18 protein-coding genes are annotated in these 20,512 nt (G+C 64.9%); 8 read left to right on the top strand and 10 right to left on the bottom strand.

Translation table 11 applies throughout. The annotated features are described in order from the left end of the window. Positions 1–99 precede the first annotated feature (99 nt). Together HAP47_RS23490 and HAP47_RS23485 are read left to right on the top strand one after the other, a co-directional pair. Positions 100–279 (top strand): hypothetical protein, encoded by a 180-nt coding sequence (locus HAP47_RS23490; protein WP_173643159.1) that lies wholly within the window; start codon positions 100–102, stop codon positions 277–279. Positions 280–772: 493 nt separating this feature from the next. After that, a complete protein-coding gene (locus tag HAP47_RS23485; protein WP_092114716.1) occupies positions 773–1,735 on the top strand; it encodes an SDR family oxidoreductase in 963 nt (320 codons plus the stop codon). A gap of 73 nt (positions 1,736–1,808) precedes the next feature. Here HAP47_RS23485 and HAP47_RS23480 read toward each other — a convergent pair whose 3' ends face one another. The 4 genes from HAP47_RS23480 to HAP47_RS23465 all read right to left on the bottom strand — a co-directional run bounded on the left by HAP47_RS23480 (position 1,809) and on the right by HAP47_RS23465 (position 5,625). Continuing rightward, positions 1,809–2,288 carry a GcrA family cell cycle regulator gene (locus HAP47_RS23480; protein ID WP_173642561.1) on the bottom strand — a complete coding sequence of 160 codons (480 nt, stop codon included), beginning with the start codon at positions 2,286–2,288 and terminating at the stop codon, positions 1,809–1,811. Between the two features lie 107 nt (positions 2,289–2,395). After that, positions 2,396–2,596 (bottom strand): hypothetical protein, encoded by a 201-nt coding sequence (locus HAP47_RS23475; RefSeq protein ID WP_016844973.1) that lies wholly within the window; start codon positions 2,594–2,596, stop codon positions 2,396–2,398. Between the two features lie 173 nt (positions 2,597–2,769). Further along, complete coding sequence (locus tag HAP47_RS23470; RefSeq protein WP_173642562.1) at positions 2,770–4,596, bottom strand: AMP-binding protein; 1,827 nt, start codon at positions 4,594–4,596, stop codon at positions 2,770–2,772. 87 nt (positions 4,597–4,683) lie between these two features. Beyond that, a complete protein-coding gene (locus tag HAP47_RS23465) occupies positions 4,684–5,625 on the bottom strand; it encodes an acetamidase/formamidase family protein (protein WP_173642563.1) in 942 nt (313 codons plus the stop codon). A 66-nt stretch (positions 5,626–5,691) separates the two neighbouring features. Between HAP47_RS23465 and HAP47_RS23460 the strand changes: the two genes are divergently transcribed. The 3 genes from HAP47_RS23460 (at position 5,692) to HAP47_RS23450 (ending at position 8,621) form a co-directional block, all read left to right on the top strand. Further along, positions 5,692–6,486: a YdcF family protein gene (locus HAP47_RS23460; protein ID WP_173642564.1), complete on the top strand. Its 795-nt coding sequence runs from the start codon at positions 5,692–5,694 to the stop codon at positions 6,484–6,486. A 92-nt stretch (positions 6,487–6,578) separates the two neighbouring features. After that, positions 6,579–7,364, top strand: coding sequence for a DUF169 domain-containing protein (locus HAP47_RS23455; RefSeq protein WP_173642565.1), 786 nt, complete (start codon positions 6,579–6,581; stop codon positions 7,362–7,364). A gap of 81 nt (positions 7,365–7,445) precedes the next feature. Continuing rightward, positions 7,446–8,621 (top strand): saccharopine dehydrogenase family protein, encoded by a 1,176-nt coding sequence (locus HAP47_RS23450; protein WP_173642566.1) that lies wholly within the window; start codon positions 7,446–7,448, stop codon positions 8,619–8,621. Positions 8,622–8,753: 132 nt separating this feature from the next. Here HAP47_RS23450 and HAP47_RS23445 read toward each other — a convergent pair whose 3' ends face one another. Then, positions 8,754–9,953 carry an FAD-dependent monooxygenase gene (locus HAP47_RS23445; RefSeq protein ID WP_173642567.1) on the bottom strand — a complete coding sequence of 400 codons (1,200 nt, stop codon included), beginning with the start codon at positions 9,951–9,953 and terminating at the stop codon, positions 8,754–8,756. Positions 9,954–10,077: 124 nt separating this feature from the next. On the opposite strand from HAP47_RS23445, the gene HAP47_RS23440 reads away from it, so the two are divergent. Next, the gene (locus tag HAP47_RS23440) at positions 10,078–10,572 is read left to right on the top strand and encodes a MarR family transcriptional regulator (RefSeq protein ID WP_173643160.1); all 495 of its coding nucleotides are present in this window, start codon (positions 10,078–10,080) and stop codon (positions 10,570–10,572) included. Here HAP47_RS23440 and HAP47_RS23435 read toward each other — a convergent pair. The 4 genes from HAP47_RS23435 to HAP47_RS23420 all read right to left on the bottom strand — a co-directional run bounded on the left by HAP47_RS23435 (position 10,544) and on the right by HAP47_RS23420 (position 15,321). Beyond that, positions 10,544–11,812 carry an O-antigen ligase family protein gene (locus tag HAP47_RS23435; protein ID WP_173642568.1) on the bottom strand — a complete coding sequence of 423 codons (1,269 nt, stop codon included), beginning with the start codon at positions 11,810–11,812 and terminating at the stop codon, positions 10,544–10,546. The genes HAP47_RS23440 and HAP47_RS23435 overlap by 29 nt on opposite strands. 76 nt (positions 11,813–11,888) lie before the next feature. Then, positions 11,889–13,424 (bottom strand): undecaprenyl-phosphate glucose phosphotransferase, encoded by a 1,536-nt coding sequence (locus HAP47_RS23430; RefSeq protein ID WP_173642569.1) that lies wholly within the window; start codon positions 13,422–13,424, stop codon positions 11,889–11,891. 115 nt (positions 13,425–13,539) lie between these two features. Further along, on the bottom strand, positions 13,540–14,679 hold the full coding sequence (locus HAP47_RS23425; protein ID WP_173642570.1) for a glycosyltransferase family 4 protein: 1,140 nt from the start codon (positions 14,677–14,679) through the stop codon (positions 13,540–13,542). A 3-nt stretch (positions 14,680–14,682) separates the two neighbouring features. Then, a complete protein-coding gene (locus HAP47_RS23420) occupies positions 14,683–15,321 on the bottom strand; it encodes a polysaccharide biosynthesis/export family protein (protein ID WP_173642571.1) in 639 nt (212 codons plus the stop codon). A 175-nt stretch (positions 15,322–15,496) separates the two neighbouring features. Here HAP47_RS23420 and HAP47_RS23415 point away from each other — a divergent pair, with 175 nt between their 5' ends. Further along, positions 15,497–17,830, top strand: a complete 2,334-nt coding sequence (locus HAP47_RS23415; protein ID WP_173642572.1) for a GumC family protein — start codon at positions 15,497–15,499, stop codon at positions 17,828–17,830. A gap of 86 nt (positions 17,831–17,916) precedes the next feature. Here the strand turns inward: HAP47_RS23415 and HAP47_RS23410 are convergent, their stop codons facing one another. Beyond that, entirely contained in the window at positions 17,917–19,254 is a 1,338-nt protein-coding gene (locus tag HAP47_RS23410; RefSeq protein WP_173642573.1) for an MFS transporter, read from the bottom strand. Positions 19,255–19,571: 317 nt separating this feature from the next. Between HAP47_RS23410 and HAP47_RS23405 the strand changes: the two genes are divergently transcribed. Then, positions 19,572–20,510, top strand: coding sequence for a LysR family transcriptional regulator (locus HAP47_RS23405; RefSeq protein ID WP_173642574.1), 939 nt, complete (start codon positions 19,572–19,574; stop codon positions 20,508–20,510). The last annotated feature ends 2 nt before the right edge of the window (positions 20,511–20,512 follow it).

Genomic DNA, 20,512 nt, shown 5'->3' with positions numbered 1-20,512 from the left:
ACCGTCTCATCGATTCGATGTCGTCAAGATTTGACGGAATCGATCCGCAGTGCATTCTCGTCATTCATGGGACGCTTCAAGAACAGCCGCCTGGCTCGGATGAGCAGCGGCCATTACTGCTTGATCCGGGATCTCGGGCTGGTGAAAGGCGGCAAGGGGTTGCGGCACCATGAGGTGGTCATCGACTTCTCGTGGCGCGGCCTGCTCAAGCTTGCCTTGAGCGTCGCCGGCGGCGTTCTGCGGCGGCGCGCGCCTGTGCGGATTGAGACGGCCGAATAGCGCGGAGCGGTCCCGCGCTCCGACCTGGCGTCACGGGGCGCGGAGAAGCGTTCGAGATCGAGCGACATTATCCCGGCATCTGAGAGCGCGCATGTGATGACGATGTATTGTGCCACGCCGCTTCTGCGCCCGTCTGATCTGATCAGCGTGAGCTGTCGGCTTCGGCGGTGTGGCCTCGGCGCCAGCGGCTGCAGCGGCAATGCCGGCCGCGATCGCCATCAGCGTCGTTGCGACCAATCTGTTCAGGATCTGCACGATCGTTGTCTCCGCTTGTCGACATCGGATTGTTCGCTACGCGGAATGATGTCGTTGCAGCGACGGCTGCCTTGATCTGCTGCTGGCGGCACACTTGCGCGTGAAGGGCGGGCGCCGTTGCTGCGCGATAATTCGGTGATGTAGAGTGCCGCAGCCAAGCGGCTGGGGCTGCGATCCGCGCTCCAGCCGAACCAAGAACAAGCAGGGCAAGAAGAATCAAGGAAGGAACGGATCTCACATGAAGGATTTCGCCGGAAAGATTGCCGTCATCACCGGTGGCGGCACGGGCATGGGGCGCGAGCTGGCGCGGCAGCTCGTTGCTGAAGGATGCAATGTCGCGATGTGCGACGTCTCGGCCGAGGCGATGGCCGAGACCAAGCGGCTCTGCGAGGTCGAGAAGCTGCCGCAGGGCCTGCGCATCACCACCCACGTTGCCGACGTCTCGATCGAGGATCACTACAAGCGTTTTCGCGATGAGCTGATCGAGCAGCAGGCGACCGACAAGATCCATTTGCTGTTCAACAACGCCGGCATCGGCGGTGGCGGCAGCCTGTTCACCAACACGCGCGAGCAGTGGGAGCGCACCTTCAACATCTGCTGGGGCGGCGTCTATCTCGGCGTTCGCACCTTCCTGCCGCTGCTAGTGAAGGCAGACGAGGCGCACATCGTCAATACCTCGAGCGTCAACGGCTTCTGGGCGTCGGTCGGCATGGGTGTGTCGCACACCGCCTACAGCGCGGCGAAGTTCGCGGTGAAGGGATTCACCGAGGCGATGATCAACGATCTCCGCCTCAACGCGCCGCATGTCAAATGCTCGGTCGTGATGCCCGGTCACATCGGCACCTCGATCGTGTCGAACTCGCGCAAGGTGCAGAATGGCGCCGACCAGCTCAATCCCGACGAGCTCAAGCAGGTCCGGCAGCGTCTGCAAGGGCAGGGCATCGACGTCGCCAAGATGTCGGATGCCGACATCCAGCAGCTCGCGCTCGACCGCGCTCGCATCTTCCATGACGAGGCACCGACCTCGGCGGCTGCCGCCGCCAAGATCATCCTCGACGGCGTGAAGGCCGATCGCTGGCGTATCCTGGTCGGCGACGACGCGCATCTGCTCGACGAGCGCGTGCGCAAGACCCCGGAGCAGGCCTATACGCCGGAGTTCTACCAGGGCATCGTGGCGGCGACCGGCTGGAAGGTCGGGTGATCAGCGGTCCGGTTCTGATGGATCAGAACCGGACCTGCTTCCCGTTTTGACGCGGTGCGCGTCGCGCGAAACGCTACCCGCGCATCGCGCGCTGGCGTGATCCCGCCTGATACGCAAGGCGGTAATGCCCGGAGCAATAGGGCATGCCGCCGAGCGGCGTGTTGCCGCAAAAGCAGAAATCATCGGCGCCGGGCGTGCTGATCGGCCAGCGGCAACGTTGCTCGCTCAGCTCGAAGAGCGAGCAGTTGTTGGCGCTGACGATAGGCGCATCGTCGGGCTCTTGTTCGTAGGCCGCCTGCAGCAACCGGAGCTGCTGCTTCGCGGTCGCCCGTTGCGCGGCGTGCGCGGTGGATTTCTTCCGCCTTGCCCGGCGTTCGTCCGGCGTCGTGCGCGTGAGGTTCAGCCGCGACAGCTTGCCGATCACCGCATTGCGGCTCACGCCGATATTGACGGCGATGTCGCGGCAGGAGAGACCGGCTTCAAAGTAGATCTTGAGTTGGTCGACGCGCTCCGGCGTCCAGGTAGGCTGAAGATTCGGTTCGATGGTAATCATCTGACGGTTCCACGTTCTGTGTTGAACCGCCGCGCCGGCACGCACGCCCCTGGTTCCTGAGCATGATCCTTTCGGAAAACCGGTTTCCACTTTTCCGGATCATGCTCTCAGGGCGTGCGTCCGTTGTCGCGGATTGCAAGCAACCCGTCCTTGATGGCGAGCCGAATGCCTTCCTCGATCAATGTCCGTGCGACGCCCGGGACGCTCGTGCCGTGGGTGCCCTGTCTCACCAGCTTCTCGAGGTAACCAATGGTCGAGAGTGCCAACGTGACCGGGACGCGGTCGGTTTCGGCCTTTTCTGTAGCCATGAGAAAACGCTTAACCCTGAACGCATGTACTGAAAAGTATCTATTTAGAGTCTATTTAGAGATATGGCAGTCCGTCAAGCCATGAGCTGTGAAACTGGACGCGTACGCTCGCGCGCGCCGGAAGCTGGTTCCGACGCGCCGCCGATGTAAAATTTGTTAGATAAATGAGCGTGTTAGGATCGTAACTCGACCTTGACTGGGAACTTCTTGAGAAGCCGCTCAGCCGTTTCGGCCTTCTCCGCAGGCGCGCTCACGCTCAGGTACAGCCCGCGGGAGGGGTCGGTGATGGCCTCGACACTGACCTCGCCGGACAAGCCTTCCCGTACCAGCAGCTCGCGCGCGGCCTCGCCGGCGGCGATCTCGCGCAGCTTCGGCTTGAAGATCTTGCCGACCGGTGTGACCGGCATCTCCGGGATCACTGAGACCATGCGCGGCCGTGCCGGTGGCTCCAGGATGTTGTCCTGCACGAAGGTGGCGAGCGCGTTCGGATCGATATGGGCGCCGGGCTGCGCCGAGACGAACAGCATCGGCACTTCACCGGCATAGGCGTCGGGACGCCCGACGGCCGCGGCCAGCGCCACGCCCGGAAACGCCAGCGCGGCATCCTCGATCGCCCGCGGGTCGATGTTATGGCCGCCGCGGATGATGACGTCCTTGGCGCGGCCCAGAATGTAGACGAAGCCGTCGGCGTCGATCCGGCAGATGTCGCCGGTGCGCAGCCAACCGTCGCGGAACGCCTCTTCGGTCTGCTTCTTGTCGACGTAACCGGCGAACACCTGCGGGCCCCTGGTCAAGAGTTCGCCGACCGGCGAGGGCCACGGCCCGGTGTGCAGCTTGTCGCCGTCGAGGATCGCGAGCTCGACCAGCGGATTGCGGGTGCCGACGCTCTCGGCGCGCGGCTTCACGCCGTGCACGTCGTGCGTGATGGCGCCGGCGAGCTCGGTCATGCCGTAGAGCTGCTGGACGCAGGCACCGCCCCAGGTCGCGAGGTAACGCCGTTCGATTTCCGGCGGGCAGATCGAGGCCCCGGTGGCGGTGACGCGGAGGCTCGAGATGTCGCTGTCCGCGACCGGGATGTCGGCCAGCGCTCCGAGCGTGGTCGGCACGTTTCCGGAGATGTTGACGCGGTATTTCTCGACGATCTTCCAGAAATGCGTGATCAGCGCCGGATCGCGGGCGCCAGCCGGGCCGGGGATGAAAATCGTCGTGCCGGCGGAAAGGCAATTGGCCGTCGTGCAGAACAAGCCACCGACATGGAACAGCGGCAGCGTGATCATCGCGCGCTCGCCGCGATGGAAATCGAGTGCCATGCGTGAGGACACGGTGGAGGCGACCATCGCGCGGTTGGTGAGTCGCGCCACCTTGGGATGACCTGTTGTGCCGCCGGTCGGCAGCATCACCGCGACGCGGTCGGCCTCGCTCATGTCCGTGGACTTGCCGTAGTCGTCGCGCCACGCAGGATCGGGCCGCAGCACCTCGCCGTCGAACGCGATGCTGCCGTCGAGCGGCACGATCACGATGCGCTGGAGCGACGGCACCTCGCGCTGCAAGCCTTCGACCCGCTCATAGAGCCCGCCCGGCATGCCCGGCGGCGGCGCCAGCAGCAATTTTGCCTTGATGGCGTTGAGCTGCGCGACAATCGCCTCGCGTGTGAACAGCAAATTGAGCGGCTCGGCGACACCGCAGGCGGCTGCGCCGAAGATCGCGACCACGGTCGCGGGGCAGGCCGGGAGCAGGACGGCGACCGCGTCGTCCTTGCCGATGCCCTGGCTGCGGAAATAGGTCTCGGCGGCCTTGATGCAGCCCATCAGATGATCGTTCGAGATCACGACCGGATTGGGATCGAGCGGCGAACGCAGATAGATCGCGGCTTCCGCCTCAGGCGCGCCCTGCGGACCACGGGCAATGAGATCGAGGATGCGCGGGCAGGCGGCGAGCGTCTCCTGCATCTCCTTGTCGCGCGCAGCCTCGTCGGCCGGCGAAAGCCTGTCCTTGAGCATGTCCGTCCCCGTCCATTTTTGTTCGTTGGGACGGGGATTGTATCGAGCCGCGCTTGCGGAACACAAGTGCCGCTTATCGACCGGACGTCAGCCGTGAACGACCGATTTGGCGATCATGCAGTGAATGCCCTTGGAGCCGTTGACCGTTTGCGTGACGCGGAGGTCGGCAGCCAGGCTGCACAGCGTATAGGCGTCCTCGCGCGACAGATTGCGCTTCTCGCCGAGCAGCACGATCATGTCGCGCAGCGCCCGCACTACGCACTGGTCGAGATCGGGATCCATCGCCATGGTCATGTAATGGTCGGCGGTCTCGGCGCGCGGATAGGCGAGCTTGAGATCCTTGCGCAGGGTCAGGCGGAAGCGGCCGGTGAGCGCGGTCTCGATCGCGGTGACGCAGACCTCGCCGTCGCCCTGCACGCCATGGCCGTCGCCGCAGGAGAACAGCGCGCCCGGCACGAACACCGGCAGATACAGCTTGGCGCCGGCCCCGAGCTCCTTGTTGTCGAGATTGCCGCCCATCGCGCGCGGGATCAGCGAGGAGATGCGGCCCCAGGCCGGCGGCGGCGACACGCCCATCACGCCGAAGAACGGCTTCAGCGGCAGGTCGAGCCCCCACGGCATGCGGCCGACCATGCGCGCGCGATCGAGCGGGATGTTGAGGATGCGGGTCTCGTGGAAGTCGTCGGGCAGGGTGCCGGACAGTGGCTTGATCAGATTGTAGCCCCAGTCCTGCCGCAACTGGACGTCGAGAATATCGACCTCGAGCACGTCGCCGGGCTCGGCGCCGCTGACCGCGATCGGGCCGGTCAGGATGTGCCCGGGCACCATCCGCTCGCTTTTCGCATGAATGTCGTCGAGCTCCGGCGGCACATAAAACTTGCCGCGGTCCGGCACCACGTCGGGGCCGCCGCTGACGGTCTCGATCGTGACCTCGTCGCCGCTCGCGATGGTCAGGACCGGTTTCAGCTTTGCTTCGAAGAAGCCCCAATGGCAGGTTTCGGGACTGGATTTCAGATGATGATGGGTCATGTGACGGCTTTTGATTGCGCTTCGGTCAGCGTATGACGCTGTAGCAGAACTTCGCAGAGGCTTCGCTTGTTTTTTGTGCTCTCCAAGACGCTCGGCATCATACTGCTGCCGATCAATTTCCTGATCGGTATCGGCGTGATCGGCGCTGTTCTGCTGCTGACGCGGTTTGCTCGGCTTGGCCGCAGGTTGATGGCTGGCTCGCTGCTGCTGCTCGCGATCTGCGGCTTCTCGCCGCTCGGCAATGTCCTGATCTCCGTCCTGGAGCAGCGCTTCCCGCCATGGGACGCCTCGCGCGGCGCGCCCGACGGCATCATCGTGCTCGGCGGCTCGATCGATGCCGATTTGTCGGTTGCGCATGGCACGCCGGTGGTGCGCACTGCGGCGGATCGCGTCATCGCGGCGGCGGCGCTCGCGCGCAGATATCCGAACGCGCGCCTCGTGTTCACCGGCGGCAGCGCGAACCTGATCTCGAACGACGCGCGCGAAGCCGACTACGCCGCCGAGATGTTCGAGAGTCTCGGCATTGCCAAATCGCGATTGACCATCGAGCGCCGCTCGCGCAACACGGTGGAGAATGCCGAGTTCTCCAAGGCGCTGGTCGATCCCAAGCCGGGTGAGCGCTGGCTGCTCGTGACGTCGGCCTATCACATGCCGCGGTCGGTCGGGCTGTTCCGCAAGGCGGGATTCAATGTCGAGGCCTATCCGGTCGACTGGCGCGTCGGCAATGTCATGGGTTTCGCGACGCTTGCGATCGACGGCCTGTCGCGCACCGATCTCGGCACACGGGAGTGGATCGGGCTGGTCGCCTATCATCTGGCGGGCAAGACCGACGATTTGCTGCCGGGACCGGCCGCACGTTGAGGTCAGCCACGAGCTTGTCGCTTCCCTCGGCCAATCCGGCTAACATCAAATCAACAGGCGGCGCCAAGCCGCCGATCACGGGAGTTTTCGCCATGCAACAGCAGACACCGCCGGAACAGTTCGACCTCTCCGCAATCGTGGCCGACCTGAACAACCTGTTGCGGCTGAAGACCACGGTCATCGGCATCAAGATGTTCGCGCGCGTCGAGGAGATGGAGGCGATCCCGAAGATCCGCCGCCCGTCGGCGGTCCACACCACGGACCAGATCGTCAGCATGGCCTCGCGGCTCGGCTGGACCGTCGGCATCACCGGCGATGATCTGGTTGGCGCGCAATGCCGCGCGGTGATCGGGCTCGCGCCGCAGGACGAGAAGTGGCTTGCCGGCGAGAACTATGTCGGCGTCTGGCACGGCACGGCAGAAGACGCACGCAAGCGCCAGGAGGCGCTCGACGTGGTGCCTTACGGTCGGTACCAGGCGATGGCTGTGAGCCCGCTGACCAGCGGACGCCTCAATCCGCCCGACATCTGCCTCGTCTATGCGACGCCGGGACAGATGATCATCCTGATCAACGGGCTGCAGTACACCGGCTACAAGAAGTTCGAGTGGGGCGTGGTCGGCGAAACCGCGTGCGCGGACTCGTGGGGACGGGCGCTGAAGACCGGCGAGCCGAGCCTGTCGCTGCCGTGCTTCGCCGAGCGCCGCTATGGCGGCGTGCCCGACGAGGAGATGCTGATGGCGCTGCCGCCTGCCTATCTGGTGAAGGCGATCGCGGGGATGAAGCAGCTTGCCAAGAACGGCCTGCGCTACCCGATCGCGCCCTACGGCATCCAAGCCGACGTCCGCGCCGGCATGGGCGTGTCCTATGCCAAGAAATAACTGCAAGAAATAGCTGATTGCGTCGCCGCGCCCGCGATGACAAAAGGAGCGCCCATTTTTGCTGCGCAGGGAGCCCGATCCATGTCCTCGTCGAAACTCGACATCGTCATCTATGGCGCGACCGGCTTCACCGGCCAGCTCGTCGCCGAATATCTCGCGGCGCATTATCGCGACGGCAGCCTGAAATGGGCGATGGCCGGGCGCAGCAAGGACAAGCTCGCCTCGGTCCGTGATGCGATCGGCGCGCCCGCCGACACGCCGCTGATCGTTGCCGATGCCGGCGATGCCGCATCGCTGAAGGCGATGCTGGCGCAGACCAAGTCGGTCATCTCGACGGTCGGTCCGTATCAGCTCTATGGCAATGAGCTGATCGCGGCCTGCGTGGAAAGCGGCACCGACTATTTCGATCTTTGCGGCGAGCCGATCTGGATGCGGCAGATGATCGACAAGCACGAGGCCGCCGCAAAGGCGAGCGGTGCGCGCATCGTGTTCTCCTGCGGCTTCGACTCGGTGCCGTTCGAACTCGGCGCCTTCTTCGTCCAGGAGGAAGCCAAGCGGGTATTCGGTGCGCCGGCACAGCGCGTCAAGGGCCGGGTGCGCGACATGCGCGGCACGCTGTCCGGCGGCACGGCCGCGAGCGCCAAGGCAACCTTCGATGCGGTCGCCAAGGACTTGAGCCTGGTCGCGATCCTCAACAACCCGTTTGCATTGACGCCGGGCTTCGAGGGCCCGAAGCAGCCGCGCGGCAGCAAGCCGGCCTATGAGGACGACCTGCACTCATGGGCCGCGCCGTTCATGATGGCGCTGATCAACACGCGCAACGTCCATCGCTCCAACATGCTGATGGGCTTTCCCTACGGCAAGGAGTTCGTCTACGACGAGATGGTCCTGACCGGTCCCGGCGAGAAGGGCGAAGCCAATGCAAAACGCGTGATGGCACTGAATTCGGAGAAGACCGGGCCCAGCGCGCCGAAGCCGGGCGAGGGACCGTCGAAGGAAGAGCGGGAGAACGGCCGCTACGATCTGCTCTATCTCGCGGTCGCGCCCGACGGCCGCATGGTCCGCGCCGGCATCAAGGGCGATCGCGATCCGGGCTACGGCTCGACCTCGAAGATGATCTCGGAATGCGCGATCTGCCTGTTGCGCGATACGCCCGACGTCGCCGCCGGCTTCTGGACGCCGGGAGCGGCGATGCAACACAAGCTGATCAAGCGCCTGGTGGATCACGCCGGGCTGACGTTTGAGGTCGAGAAGTAGGTTTTCGCCGCTTACCCCGGTGTCATCGCCCGGCTCGTCCGGGCGATCCAGTACGCCGCGGCCCGTCGGCTCAATAATGACCGCCTCTGGAATACTGGATCACCCGCTTTCGCGGGTGATGACGGCGAGGGCTTAAGCCGCCGCGCGCGGGTTGTAGGCATACATGAAGTCCATGCCCTTCGACGACACCGGCAGAAGCAGCTTCAGCATGTGATCGCGAAGCCAGGCACCGGTCGGGCCGAACTCGCGCTTGCTGTTGCCGTTGCGGCGGGCGATCGCCACGATCTTCTCGGCGCGCGGGCGTCGTTCGTGCTCGAAGGCCTGGAACGTCAGGCCGAGCTCCTGGCCGTCGCGCATCAGCATGCCGAGCCGCAGCGCGTCCTCCAGCGCGAGCGACGCGCCCTGGCCAGCGTGCGGGCTGGTGGCGTGCGCGGCGTCGCCGATCAGGAGCGTGCGCTTGCGCGACCAGGTCGGCAGCGTCGCGACGTCGAGCGTATCGGTCACCACGATGTTCTCGGCGGCCTCGATGATCTCGGGGATCGGCGCGTGCCATCCGGCGTGAAAATCGCGCAGATGCTGCCTGATCGCGTCCTGGCTCTGCAGTCGGTAGGCCGCCGCGGTCATGCCGTGCGAGGGCTGCGTGCTCCACCACATCGCACCAGTTTCCGGATCGGGGCTGCACAGGCCATAGCCGAAGAAGCCGCTTTGCCCGAACGTCGACGCGATCTTTTGGCCGATCGGCAGACGTTCGATCACGACGCGCGGCACGAAGCCGCCGAAACCGATCAGCCCGGCGTCGAACGGCGTCGGGCCATCCGGGATCACGTGCCGACGCACCGCCGAATGCACGCCGTCGGCGCCGATCACGAAATCGCCCTCGGCGGTGGTGCCGTCGTTGAAATAGGCGATGACCGGCTGGTCGCCGCGATCCTCGATCTTCACCAGCTTCTTCTCGAAGAACACCGAGACGTTGGAGGCCCAGGCCTTGTCGATCAGCGTCTCGTTCAAGGTCGCACGGCACATGTTCACCGCGGGCTGGCCGAAGCGCTGCTGCATGTTCTGATTGAGCGAGCCGAGCTTCTTGCCGGCCTGCGAATAGAAATCGAACGACTCCGCGACCGAGCCGCTGCGGATCAGTTCGTCGGCAAGGCCGAGCTCCGCCAGCACATGCATGCCGTTCGGTGCGATCTGCAAGCCGCCGCCGATCCCGGTGGAGTAGGGCCATGCTTCATGGAGCTCGGCCTCGATGCCGGCGCGGGTCAGGAACAGCGCGGTCACCGGACCTGCGATGCCGGCGCCGATGATCAGAGCTTTACGGGGACGTGAGGTCATGCCTTGCTCCATGCATCCGTATGGGGTACTGAAAGGTCAGTGGCTAATTATCTTAGAAGATAAGATATAAGGTGAGTAAGATATGGGAGCAGCCTTGTCAAGCGGGAAGTCGCGCACGGCGCTGATGCAGGAACTTGAGGAGGCGATGCGCCGGTCATCCGCGCAGGGCGTGATGTACGGCCAAGCCGTTGCAAACATGGCCGGAATTTCCAATTCCGACATGGAATGCATGGATATCTTGCATCTCGAAGGGCGGGTGACCGCGGGGCGTCTCGCCGAAGTCACAGGCCTGACCACCGGCGCGATCACCGGCGTGGTCGATCGTCTGGAGAAGGCGGGTTACGTGCGCCGCGAGCGCGACGAGAGCGACCGCCGCAAGGTCTTCATCTCGGTGGTGGAGGAAAGGGCGGCGGAGATCGGCAAGTTCTACGTCCCGATGCAGGAGGCGATGCTCAAGCTCTGGAGCCGCTACACCGACGACGAACTGCGGCTGCTGCTGCGCTTCGCCAATGACGGCTACAAGGGCGTGCTGGAAGCGACGGAAGCATTGAAGGCGGTGATCGACATGCCGCCGGAGCAACGCGCCGAGCTCAAGCTGCCGCCGAAGTCTCGTCGCTGATCTCGGCCGGTGTCGCGCGGGTGCGCTCGGTCGCCGCGTACATGCCCCAAATCGTGCCGAGCATCAGCCAGAAGTGCCGCCAATGGTCGGTATCGATGATGAAGCTCTCGCCGACGATGCCGAGGAATGCCGAGAAGATCGCCAGATAATCGCGCTGCCACGGCACCCGCTTGTAGACGTAGCGGAAGCCGATGATCGCGCTGACGAACACCAGGGCCGGATAACAGATGCCCGAGATCCAGCCGCCCGACATGAAGGCGTTGAGGAAGGAGTTGTGGGTGTCCTCGGGGAAGTAGGTGTGGAATTGCAGCGGACCGATTCCGAACGGCAATTCGAGTGCCATCTGGGCGCCGAGGATGTGGCGGCCGAACCGGCCGAAGCGGCCTTCGTCATAGCTTTGGTCGAAGCTCGCGCGCTGCTTGAACATGTCGGCGACCGAGCCGATCGACAGCAGCACCGCGATCAGCGCAATGGCCAGGATCGCGGCGATCAGGGTCATCACGATGATGCGCGAGCGCTGCGCCTGCGAGCGGCTGGTGAACACCATCAGCGCCAGCATGAAGGCCGCGGTGACGATCAGGCCGCCCCAGGCGGCGCGGGAGAACGACAGCAGGATCGCAAGCGAGATGATGCCAAAGGCGATCGCGTTGCGGAACGCCTTGCCGAAGCGGTCGGAGACCACGCTTTGCAACGTGAACAGCGCCGGCAGGATCAGGAACGCGCCGAGCACGTTCGGATCCTTGAAGGTGCCGCGGGCGCGGTCATACAGCGTCAGCAGATCATAGCCGCCGGGCACCAGATGAAAGTAGCCGGCGATGCCTGCAAGCGAGGCGATCATCGCGCCGACGATCAGGCCGCGGCGCAGCATGTCGAGTCGCGCTTCGGTATCCTCCGACATCACCATCGCAAAGAAGATGACGGTGACGGCCATGTACCAGGAGGTGAGGACCCAGTTCACCACTTCCGGCTTGTCGATGAACGGCACCGCGCCGATGCTGTAGCCGACATTGAGCACGATCAGCGCGAACAACAGCGGCATGAACACGAGCTGCATGCGCAGGCCCGTACCAAAGAACAGCACGCAGGCGGTCAACGTGACGAGTTCATACGGGCTCGGTTCGATGAACACGATGGCGATCGAGGCGCCGGCGAGCCACACCAGCGCCCGCTGCAGCGCCAGCACGCCTGGCGGCGCCGATGTCGGGGAATGGGACGTCCCGGCTGTCGCCGCATAGGCCATCGGATACTCACGCAACGCAACAGGTACATAATCTGACGCTCGTCGTTGCGAGGAGCATCAGCGAGGGCAATCGATCTCAGTACGCGTTCTCGCTCTTGGTCAGCAGCGAGAAGGGGGTCTTGAGCAGGATGTAGAGGTCGAACAGCACCGACCAGTTTTCGATGTAATAGAGGTCGTATTCGACGCGCTTCTGGATCTTCTCGTCGGTGTCGACCTCGCCGCGCCAGCCGTTGACCTGCGCCCAGCCGGTGATGCCGGGCTTGACGCGGTGGCGGGCGAAGTAACCGTCGACGGCCTCGTCGAACAGGCGGCCTTCCAGCTTGCTTTGCACGGCGTGCGGACGCGGGCCGACCAGCGAGAGATTGCCCTTCAGCACGACATTGAACAACTGCGGCAGTTCGTCGAGCGAGGACTTGCGGATGAAGCGGCCGACGCGGGTAACGCGCGGATCGTTCTTGGTCACCACCTTGGAGGCGGTCGGATCGGCCTGGTGATGGTAGAGCGAGCGGAACTTGTAGACGTCGATCCGCTCATTGTTGAAGCCGAAGCGCTTCTGGCGGAACAGCACGGGCCCGGGGCTGTCGAGCTTCACCGCAAGCGCCACCAGTCCGAGCACCGGCAGTGCCGCAAGCAAGGCCAGGCCGCCGACCACGCGGTCGAACAGCCATTTCAGCACCAGATCCCAGTCGGTGATCGGCGCCTCGAACACGTCGAGCGTCGGCACCTTGCCGACATAGGAATAGGAGCGGGGGCGGAAGCGCAGCTTGTTGGTATGGGCCGACAGGCGGATGTCGACCGGCAGCACCCAGAGCTTCTTCAGCATCTCCAGGATGCGGGTCTCCGCTGAGATCGGCAGCGCAAACAGCACGAGGTCGACGCGGGTGCGGCGGGCGAATTCGACGATGTCGTCGACCTTGCCGAGCTTCGGTGAGCCGGCGCAGGTCTCCATGGCGCGGGCGTCATTGCGGTCGTCGAACACGCCGAGCACGTGGATGTCGGAATCATCGTCGGCATTGAGCGCCTCGATCAACTTCTCGCCGTTCTGGTCGGCACCGACGATGATGGTGCGGCGGTCGAGCCGGCCGTCATGCGCCCAGGCGCGCACCATCGAGCGCAGCGCCAGCCGTTCGGCGATCAGCACCGCGAGGCCGACGCAGAAGAACGACGACAGCCAGACCCGCGAGACCTCGCCGCCGAGCTTGACCAGGAAGGAGACCCCGATGAATAGCAGGAACACGAACGCCCATGACGAGATCATCCGCGTCATCTGGCGGAGCTGGCCGCGGAATATCTGCACCTGGTAGATGTCCGCGGCCTGGAAGCAGACCACCGCCGCGGCCGACATGCCGAGGATCGATGCGATATATCCCCAATGGATGGCGAGCGGCCTGACATAGGCAAAATAGAGCCCGACGCCGACCAGGCTGAGCAGCACGAAATCGGCAAGGCGAACCACGCCGGCGATCACGACCGGCGAGTAGGCGCTGCGAACTTTCTGGTTGGTAATGGCGAGCGCTGCCGGCGACAGGCGGCGGCGGCGTTCGACCTGCGGCTGAGCGGCCGTCGCAGACGCAGCGGCATCCAGCATCGAGCGTGCGTTAAACGGTTCCACGAGTCCACGTCCATTCCTGTGCTTGCAGATGAGCATCCGCGCGCAGCAGCGAAATTCCCCTGGACGTGAGTTAAGGGGACAAATCGGAAGAAACGGTTACGTGTGCAAGAAATGGTTAATGTTTGGCAAATGCGTCGCGATAGCCGGCCAGCACGCCCTCGACCATCGCGCTTTGCGAGAAATGTTCGGAAATCCGTTCGCGCAGTTGCTCGGCGCGCGCCGCGGTCGCGGCGGGATTGTCGAGTGCGGCCTTGATGGCGTCGGCCATCGCGCTGGCGTTGCTGGGCGCAAACAGCGCGTCGGTATGGGTATCGAAGATCTCCGGGATGCCGCCGACATTGGCGGCGATCATCGGAATTCCCGCCGCGCCGGCCTCGATCACCACATAGGGCATCGAATCGCCCCGTGACGGCACCACGAGAACGCTGCCCTTCGAGAAGCCGTAGCGCGCCTTGACGTGGCCGATGAAGCGGACGGCGTCGCCGAGCGATAGCCGCTTCACCTGCTCCTTGAGCCGTTCGAACTCCTCGCCGTCGCCGCCGAGCGTCAGCGTCACCGGCTTGCCGTCGGCGCGCAGCTTGGCGACCGCGTCGATCAGGAGGTCGGCGCCCTTGATGCGCCGGAATTCGCCGACATAGGCCACGTCGGAGGCGTCGTCGGCCTTGGCGACCGGTTCGAATTCCTCCGACGTGACGCCGTTGAAGACGCAGCGGACGAGGCCTGAGGGCTTGCCAACGGTGCGCTGATAGGTGTCGCGGGCAAACGCGCTCTCGAACAGGAACAGGTCGGTGCTGTTCATCAGCGTGCGCTCGAGCTGGCTGTAGAAGCGGCCCTTCCAGGTGTCGAGCGGATAGTGCAGCGAGCCGCCATGCGGCGTGTAGACCCGGATCACCTTGTTCGAGCGCCGCCGCAGCCGGACATAGGCGCCGGCCTTGGCGCCATGACCATGCACGACGTCGGGTTTCAATTTCCGGATCAGGCCGGCGATATGCGCCCAGACCGTGAAGTCGGCGAAACGCGGCTCGCGGCGTATCGCCACCCGGTGGACACCGAGCTTGAGGCGCGGCTCGATCTCGGCGAGGACCGCGTCAGCCCGCGTGCCGCCGGTCAGGCTGTCTGCGACGATGCCGACATGGTGACCGCGTTCGATCTGGCCGTTGGCGACATCGAGGATGTGACGGATGATGCCGCCGACCGGGGCGCGGACGACATGCAGGATGCGAAGCAGCCGTTCCTGATTTTGACCCTGTGCCATCGATCAGAACCAGCGTTCGCCGACGAAGACGGTGTCGCCGGGCCCGATCGGCGTGCCCAAGGGAACGATAAAGCGGCCGGCGCCCGATGCATCGGTATGGGTGAGAGTGACCTGGTCGCGCCGGGCGCGCGGCGAGAAGCCGCCGGCGATCGCCACCGCGCTCTCGACCGTCATGTTGGGTACATAAGGATATTGGCCGGGGGCTGCGACCTCACCGAGGATGAAGAACGGCCGGTATGTCTCGATCTCGACCGCCACCGATGGCTCACGGATGAAGCCGTTGCGCAGCCGTGCGGTAATCTCGGAGGCGAGCCTGGCAGGCGTCCGGCCGCGTGCCGGCACCGAGCCGATCAGTGGCATCGTGATCGCGCCGGCCGCATCGATCGCATAGGAATTGGTCAGGCCCTCCTGGCCATAGACCACGACGCGAAGTCTGTCGCCGGGGCCGAGATTGTAGGCCTCGCGGGTCGGCGCGGGGTCGGCATAGGCCACGGCCATCGGCGCGGGAGCAGCGAAGGCTGGCTGCTCATACGCCATCGAATCGAGGGCCGGGTCGCCGGCAACCGGCGACGTCCGGCCCATGCAGCCCGACAGCGCGAGCGCAGCAATCAGACAAACGAGGGGAGCGCGCAGATCGCGCATGTGAGGAATCCCGCAACAATAACGGCGTCGATTAACGGTACTCATGGTTAACAAACGATGACGGAGCGGTGGTGGCCGCCGCATCCGTCAACCGCGCCGATTAACCCAGCAGCAACCTTAATGGACTGTAATCGCCGCCATTGAGATGGAATCGCGGCGTCCGCGGGAGTTGGTTATGCGTTTTGCATTCTGGCGTAGAGGCAAGGAAACGGCGGTGCAACGGGCGTTGCCGAAGTCTGCGCCCGTTGCCACCGAAGCCGTTGCGATGCCGGATTCGCCGATATCAGCTCCTGAGAAGCCGGCGCGTCCGGCGGAGGCGACAGATCTCGATCTGAATGTGCTCGGACGCGCGCTGGCGCGCAGGCGAAGCTGGATCATCGTGCCGACCGTGATCGTGTTTGCGGTGTCGCTTGCCGCCGTCAACGTCGTGACGCCGCGCTACAAGTCGGAAGCGCGAATCCTGATCGACAATCGCGAGAACGCCTTCCTGCGCCCGAACGGCGAGCGCGACCTCGAGCGTGCCTCGCTCGACGCCGAGGCCGTGACCAGCCAGGTCCAACTGTTGCTGTCGCGCGATCTCGCCCGCGACATCATTATGAAGAACAAGCTCGCCGAACGTCCCGAGTTCGATCCGGTGCTGCGGGGCTTTTCCCCGTTGAAGTCGCTGTTGGCGCTGTTCGGCATCGGCCGTGACCCGTTCAGCCTGACTCCGGAAGAGCGGGTGCTTGATTCCTATTACGAGCGCTTCCAGGCCTATGCGGTCGACAAGTCGCGCGTCATGGTGATCGAATTCCAGTCGGAGGATCCCGAGCTTGCGGCGCGCGTCGCCAACTCGATTGCCGACGGCTATCTGGTGCTGCAGCAGGCAGCGCGGCAGGACCAGGCCAAGTCGGCCAGCAGCTGGCTGCTGGGCGAGATCGACAAGCTGCGCAGCAAGGTCGCGGAAGCGGATTCGCGGGTCGAGGAATTCCGGTCCAAGTCGAGCCTGTTCGTCGGCACCAACAACATCCCGCTGTCGAACCAGCAGATGGGCGAGCTGAACACGCAGCTCAACAATGCCCGCGCGCTGAAGGCGGATGCCGAGACCAAGGCGCGCCTGATCCGCGAGATGCTTCAGGGTGGCAAGCCGATCGAGGCCTCGGAAGTGCTCAATTCCGAGCTGATCCGCCGGCTCGCCGAACAGCGCGGCACGCTGCGCGCACAACTCGCCGAGCAGTCTTCGACGCTGCTCGACAACCATCCGCGCATCAAGGAACTGAAGGCGCAGATCGCCGACCTCGACCGCCAATTGCGCGAGGAAGCCGGCAAGATTTCGCGCTCGCTCGACAACGACGCCCGCGTCGCCGAAGGCCGCGTCCAGGCGCTGCAAGTGGGCCTGGATCAATCCAAGAAGCAGGCGTCGTCGAGCAACAGCCAGGACGTCCAGCTGCGCGGATTCGAGCGTGAAGCCAAGGCGCAGCGCGATCTGCTGGAAGCCTATCTCGCCAAGTATCGCGAGGCGACCGCGCGCGAGAACATCGAGGCCGCGCCGACCGACGGCCGCATCATCTCGCGCGCCACGGTCTCGAACACGCCGGCCTATCCGAAGAAGCTGCCGATCGTGCTGATCGCGACGCTGGCGACTCTGCTGCTGTCGTCCGGCATCATCATCACCGGCGAGCTGCTGCGCATCTCCGCCCCCGGCGCGGTGGGCCGTGCCTTCGCGCCGGCCGCCGCAGTGATCCGGCGCCGAGAACCCGTCATGGAGACCGCAACTGTCGACGAGCCGGCACCGGCGCTGCCGCCTGAACTTGAGCTCGCGTCGCCGCTCGCGCCCAGCCTGTCGCCCGAGCCTGATCTGAGGGCAGACCCCGCAGTTGCCTATGAGCCGGCCGTCAGCGAGCCGCAGCCTGCGCCCGCCCGGACGACCAATGAGATCGATGAGCTGGCCGAGCGTCTGGTCGCGGCCGGTCCCGCCGCCCACAAGGTCACGGTGCTCGGCCCGGCTGCCGCCGAGAGCGTCACACTGACCGCGCTGACGCTGGCCCGTCTGATGGCGCGTCAGGCCAAGGTCGTGGTGGTCGATCTCGTGGCGTCCTCGCCGGCGCTGACGGCGGCCACGGTCGATCCCGGCGCGCCCGGCCTTGCCGAATTGATGCAGGGCGAGGCGACGTTCGGGCAGATCATCACCAAGGATCGGCAGTCGCGGGTTCAGATCGTCAGCGCGGGGCGTCCGGGCTTCGATCGCTCGCATCTGCAATCGCCGCGGCTGGCGCTTGCGATCGACGCGCTGCTCCGGGTCTACGACCACGTGCTGCTCGACGCCGGCACGGCTGTCGACCTGCCGGCCGAGCTGCTGACTGCAAAGGCGCAAGCGGTCGTCGTGCCCGACGCCGGCATGGCGCAGGATGCCCGCCGCTCCATGGTCGATCAGCTCAGGGCCGTCGGCTTCTCCGAAGTGACGATGCTGAGCAAGCCCTGCGCGCCGTCGGAAACGGTCGTGGCGGGTCCGCGCGTCGTGGCGGCCTGACCAGCCTCCAAGGTGCGATGGGACCGAGTTGGGTCGTCATCGCGCTTCGCTTCGGGAGGCCGCTTCACATGCTTCGTGATGGCGCCTCAGTGCGCCATCATCGGCTCGCGCATTGATCGCTCGAGGACCGGATCGATCCGCAGCCTGATCGTGACCAGCGCGCCGATCAATCCGACGACCGCGAGCAGCAGCAGGCCTGCGGTGAATCCACCGGTCAGGTCCTTCAGGTACCCCATCGCGAACGGGCCCGCGAAGCCCGACAGATTGCCGAGCGAGTTGATCGCGGCAATGCCGGCCGCGGCCGAGGCGCCGTTCAGAATGCTGGCCGGCATCGGCCAGAACATCGGCGGCACCGCCGAAACGCCGATCTGCGCGAGGCAGAGCAGGCCGATGATCAGCACCGGGCTTGAGACCAGTCCGGCCAGGCCTATTCCGACAGCCGCCAGCACCAGTGCGCCGGCGACATGGTAGCGCCGCTCACCAGTCTTGTCGGAATGGCGGCCGAGTAGCACCATGCCGACCGCGCCGAATACGAAGGGTAGCGCCGCGATCAGGCCGGTCTGGGTGTCGGTGACGCCAAATGCCTTGATGATGGTGGGCAGGAAGAACGCGACGCCGTAGCTGGCGGCGTTGAGGCAGAAGTAGACTAAGGCGCAGGCCAGCACGCGCGAGTCGGTGAGCGATTGCAACACCGAGATGTGCTCCACGGCTTCCTTCTTCTGCCGCTCGAACTCAAGGGTGTTCTGGACCCATTTGATCTCGTCGGGCTGCAGCCAGCTCGCCTGACGCGGGAAGTCGGGCAGGAGGGCGAGCACCGCGAAGCCGACCAAGACCGACGGCAGCGCTTCGCAGATGAACAGCCACTGCCACCCGGTCAGACCCCCTCCGGACAGGTTGAGCAGCAGGCCCGAGATCGGCGCTCCGATGATGCTCGAGATCGGGATCGCGAGCATGAACAGGCTGATGACGCGGGCCCGATAGATCGTCGGGAACCAGAGCGTCAGATAGAAGATGATGCCGGGGAAGAAGCCGGCCTCGCAGGCGCCGAGCAGTAGGCGAAGGAAGTAGAAGATCCATTCGCTCGAGAGACCGCTCGCCGCGGACATCTGCGGGATGAACGCGAATGCCGCCGAGACGATGCCCCAGCTGATCATGATGCGGGCGATCCAGCGCCGCGCGCCAAACCGTTCCAGAAGGATGTTGGAGGGCACTTCGAAGAAGAAGTAGCCGACGAAGAACAGGCCCGCGCCGAGCCCGTAGGCGGCTTCGCTGAGGCCAAGCGCCGTGTTCATGTGCAGCTTGGCGAAGCCGACATTGACGCGATCGAGATAGGCCACGAAGTAACACAGGATGAGGAACGGGATCAGCCGCCGCATCATCTTTCCGATTGCGCGCTTCTCGACATCGTCGCTCATCGTTCCCATCCCTTCCGGTTTTTCGCTTTGGCGCACGGTAATCACGCTGCCCGGGGTGGTGCACCCGCAGCGGTCCGTCGCCTTGCCCTTGCAAGTATTGCATTCATTGTTGTGTAATCGACAGCCGCGTGACTAATGGCATTTGGGAATGGAGCCACGGCGAAACTGTCATGATGCACCGCGGTATAAGCGCGGGAACCCCAGAGCGTTTTCCAGCGAAGTGGACACCGGTTCGCGCAAAGAAAGCGCGTCAAGACAGAATCTGGCGCCCCGTTCCGATCTAATCGGAACGAAGAGGCCCTTGCCGGGCAGGATGGTAGCAGGCCGTGATCAATAACCTGAAATTACGCCAGCTGCGCCTGCTGGTCGCTCTCGACAATGAGCGCAAGCTGCAGTTGGCGGCCGAGCGGTTGAACATCACCCAGTCTGCGGCATCGAAGATGCTCGCCGAAATCGAGGCGCTGGCGCGGGTTCCCCTGTTTGAACGAACGGCGCGCGGCGTCGAGCCCACCGCCTATGGCTCGATCCTGATTCGCGGCGGCAAGAGCGTGCTGGCCGATCTCGACCAAGTCACCGACGAGTTCGCGGGCTACAAGTCCGGCGAGCTCGGCACCGTCTCCGTCGGAACAGTCGCCAAACCCAGCATCGACCTGGTCGTCGACGTGATCCAGTATCTCGGCGAGAAGCTGAACCGGGTGAACATCTCGCTCGATGTCAGCACCAGCCCGCCATTGATCACGCGTCTGCTCGCGCTCGAGTTCGACTTCGTCGTCGCCAGAATTCCGGCCGGCATCGACCCCCGCCAATTCGACTATTATGAGATCGGCGCAGAAGAGGCGGTGCTGCTGGTTCGTGCTGAGCATCCATTGGCCGGCCGCGAGACCATCGAGCTGGAGGACATGGCCGACCAGCAGTGGATTTGCCAGCCGCGGGAGTCCTTCATGCGCCAGGCGCTGGAGAGGCTGTTCATGAGCCGCGGCGTGACGCCGCCGCGCCGGGTCATCAACACCGAGTCGTTCTTTGCCTCGGTTGGAATCGCCGCCGGCATCGACGCGATCGTGCCGGTTCCCATGCTGGTGTTCGATCTGGTCGACCCGCAGCGGTTCAAGATGCTGCGTCTTCGCGACCGGCTCCTGTTGGAGAATTATGGCATGATCAAGCTGCGCAAGCGTGCGCTGTCACCTGCCGCGGCGCTGCTGTTCGACGCGATGAGGCGGCTCGGCGTACCGAGTGGCGGCGCTGAGCAGGGTGAAGCGGCGAGCTGAGG

Source organism: Bradyrhizobium sp. 41S5 (assembly GCF_011516665.3).
GTDB lineage: Bacteria > Pseudomonadota > Alphaproteobacteria > Rhizobiales > Xanthobacteraceae > Bradyrhizobium > Bradyrhizobium quebecense.
Note: the sequence above shows the minus strand (reverse complement) of the source record. Positions and strands in the feature narration are given on the sequence as shown.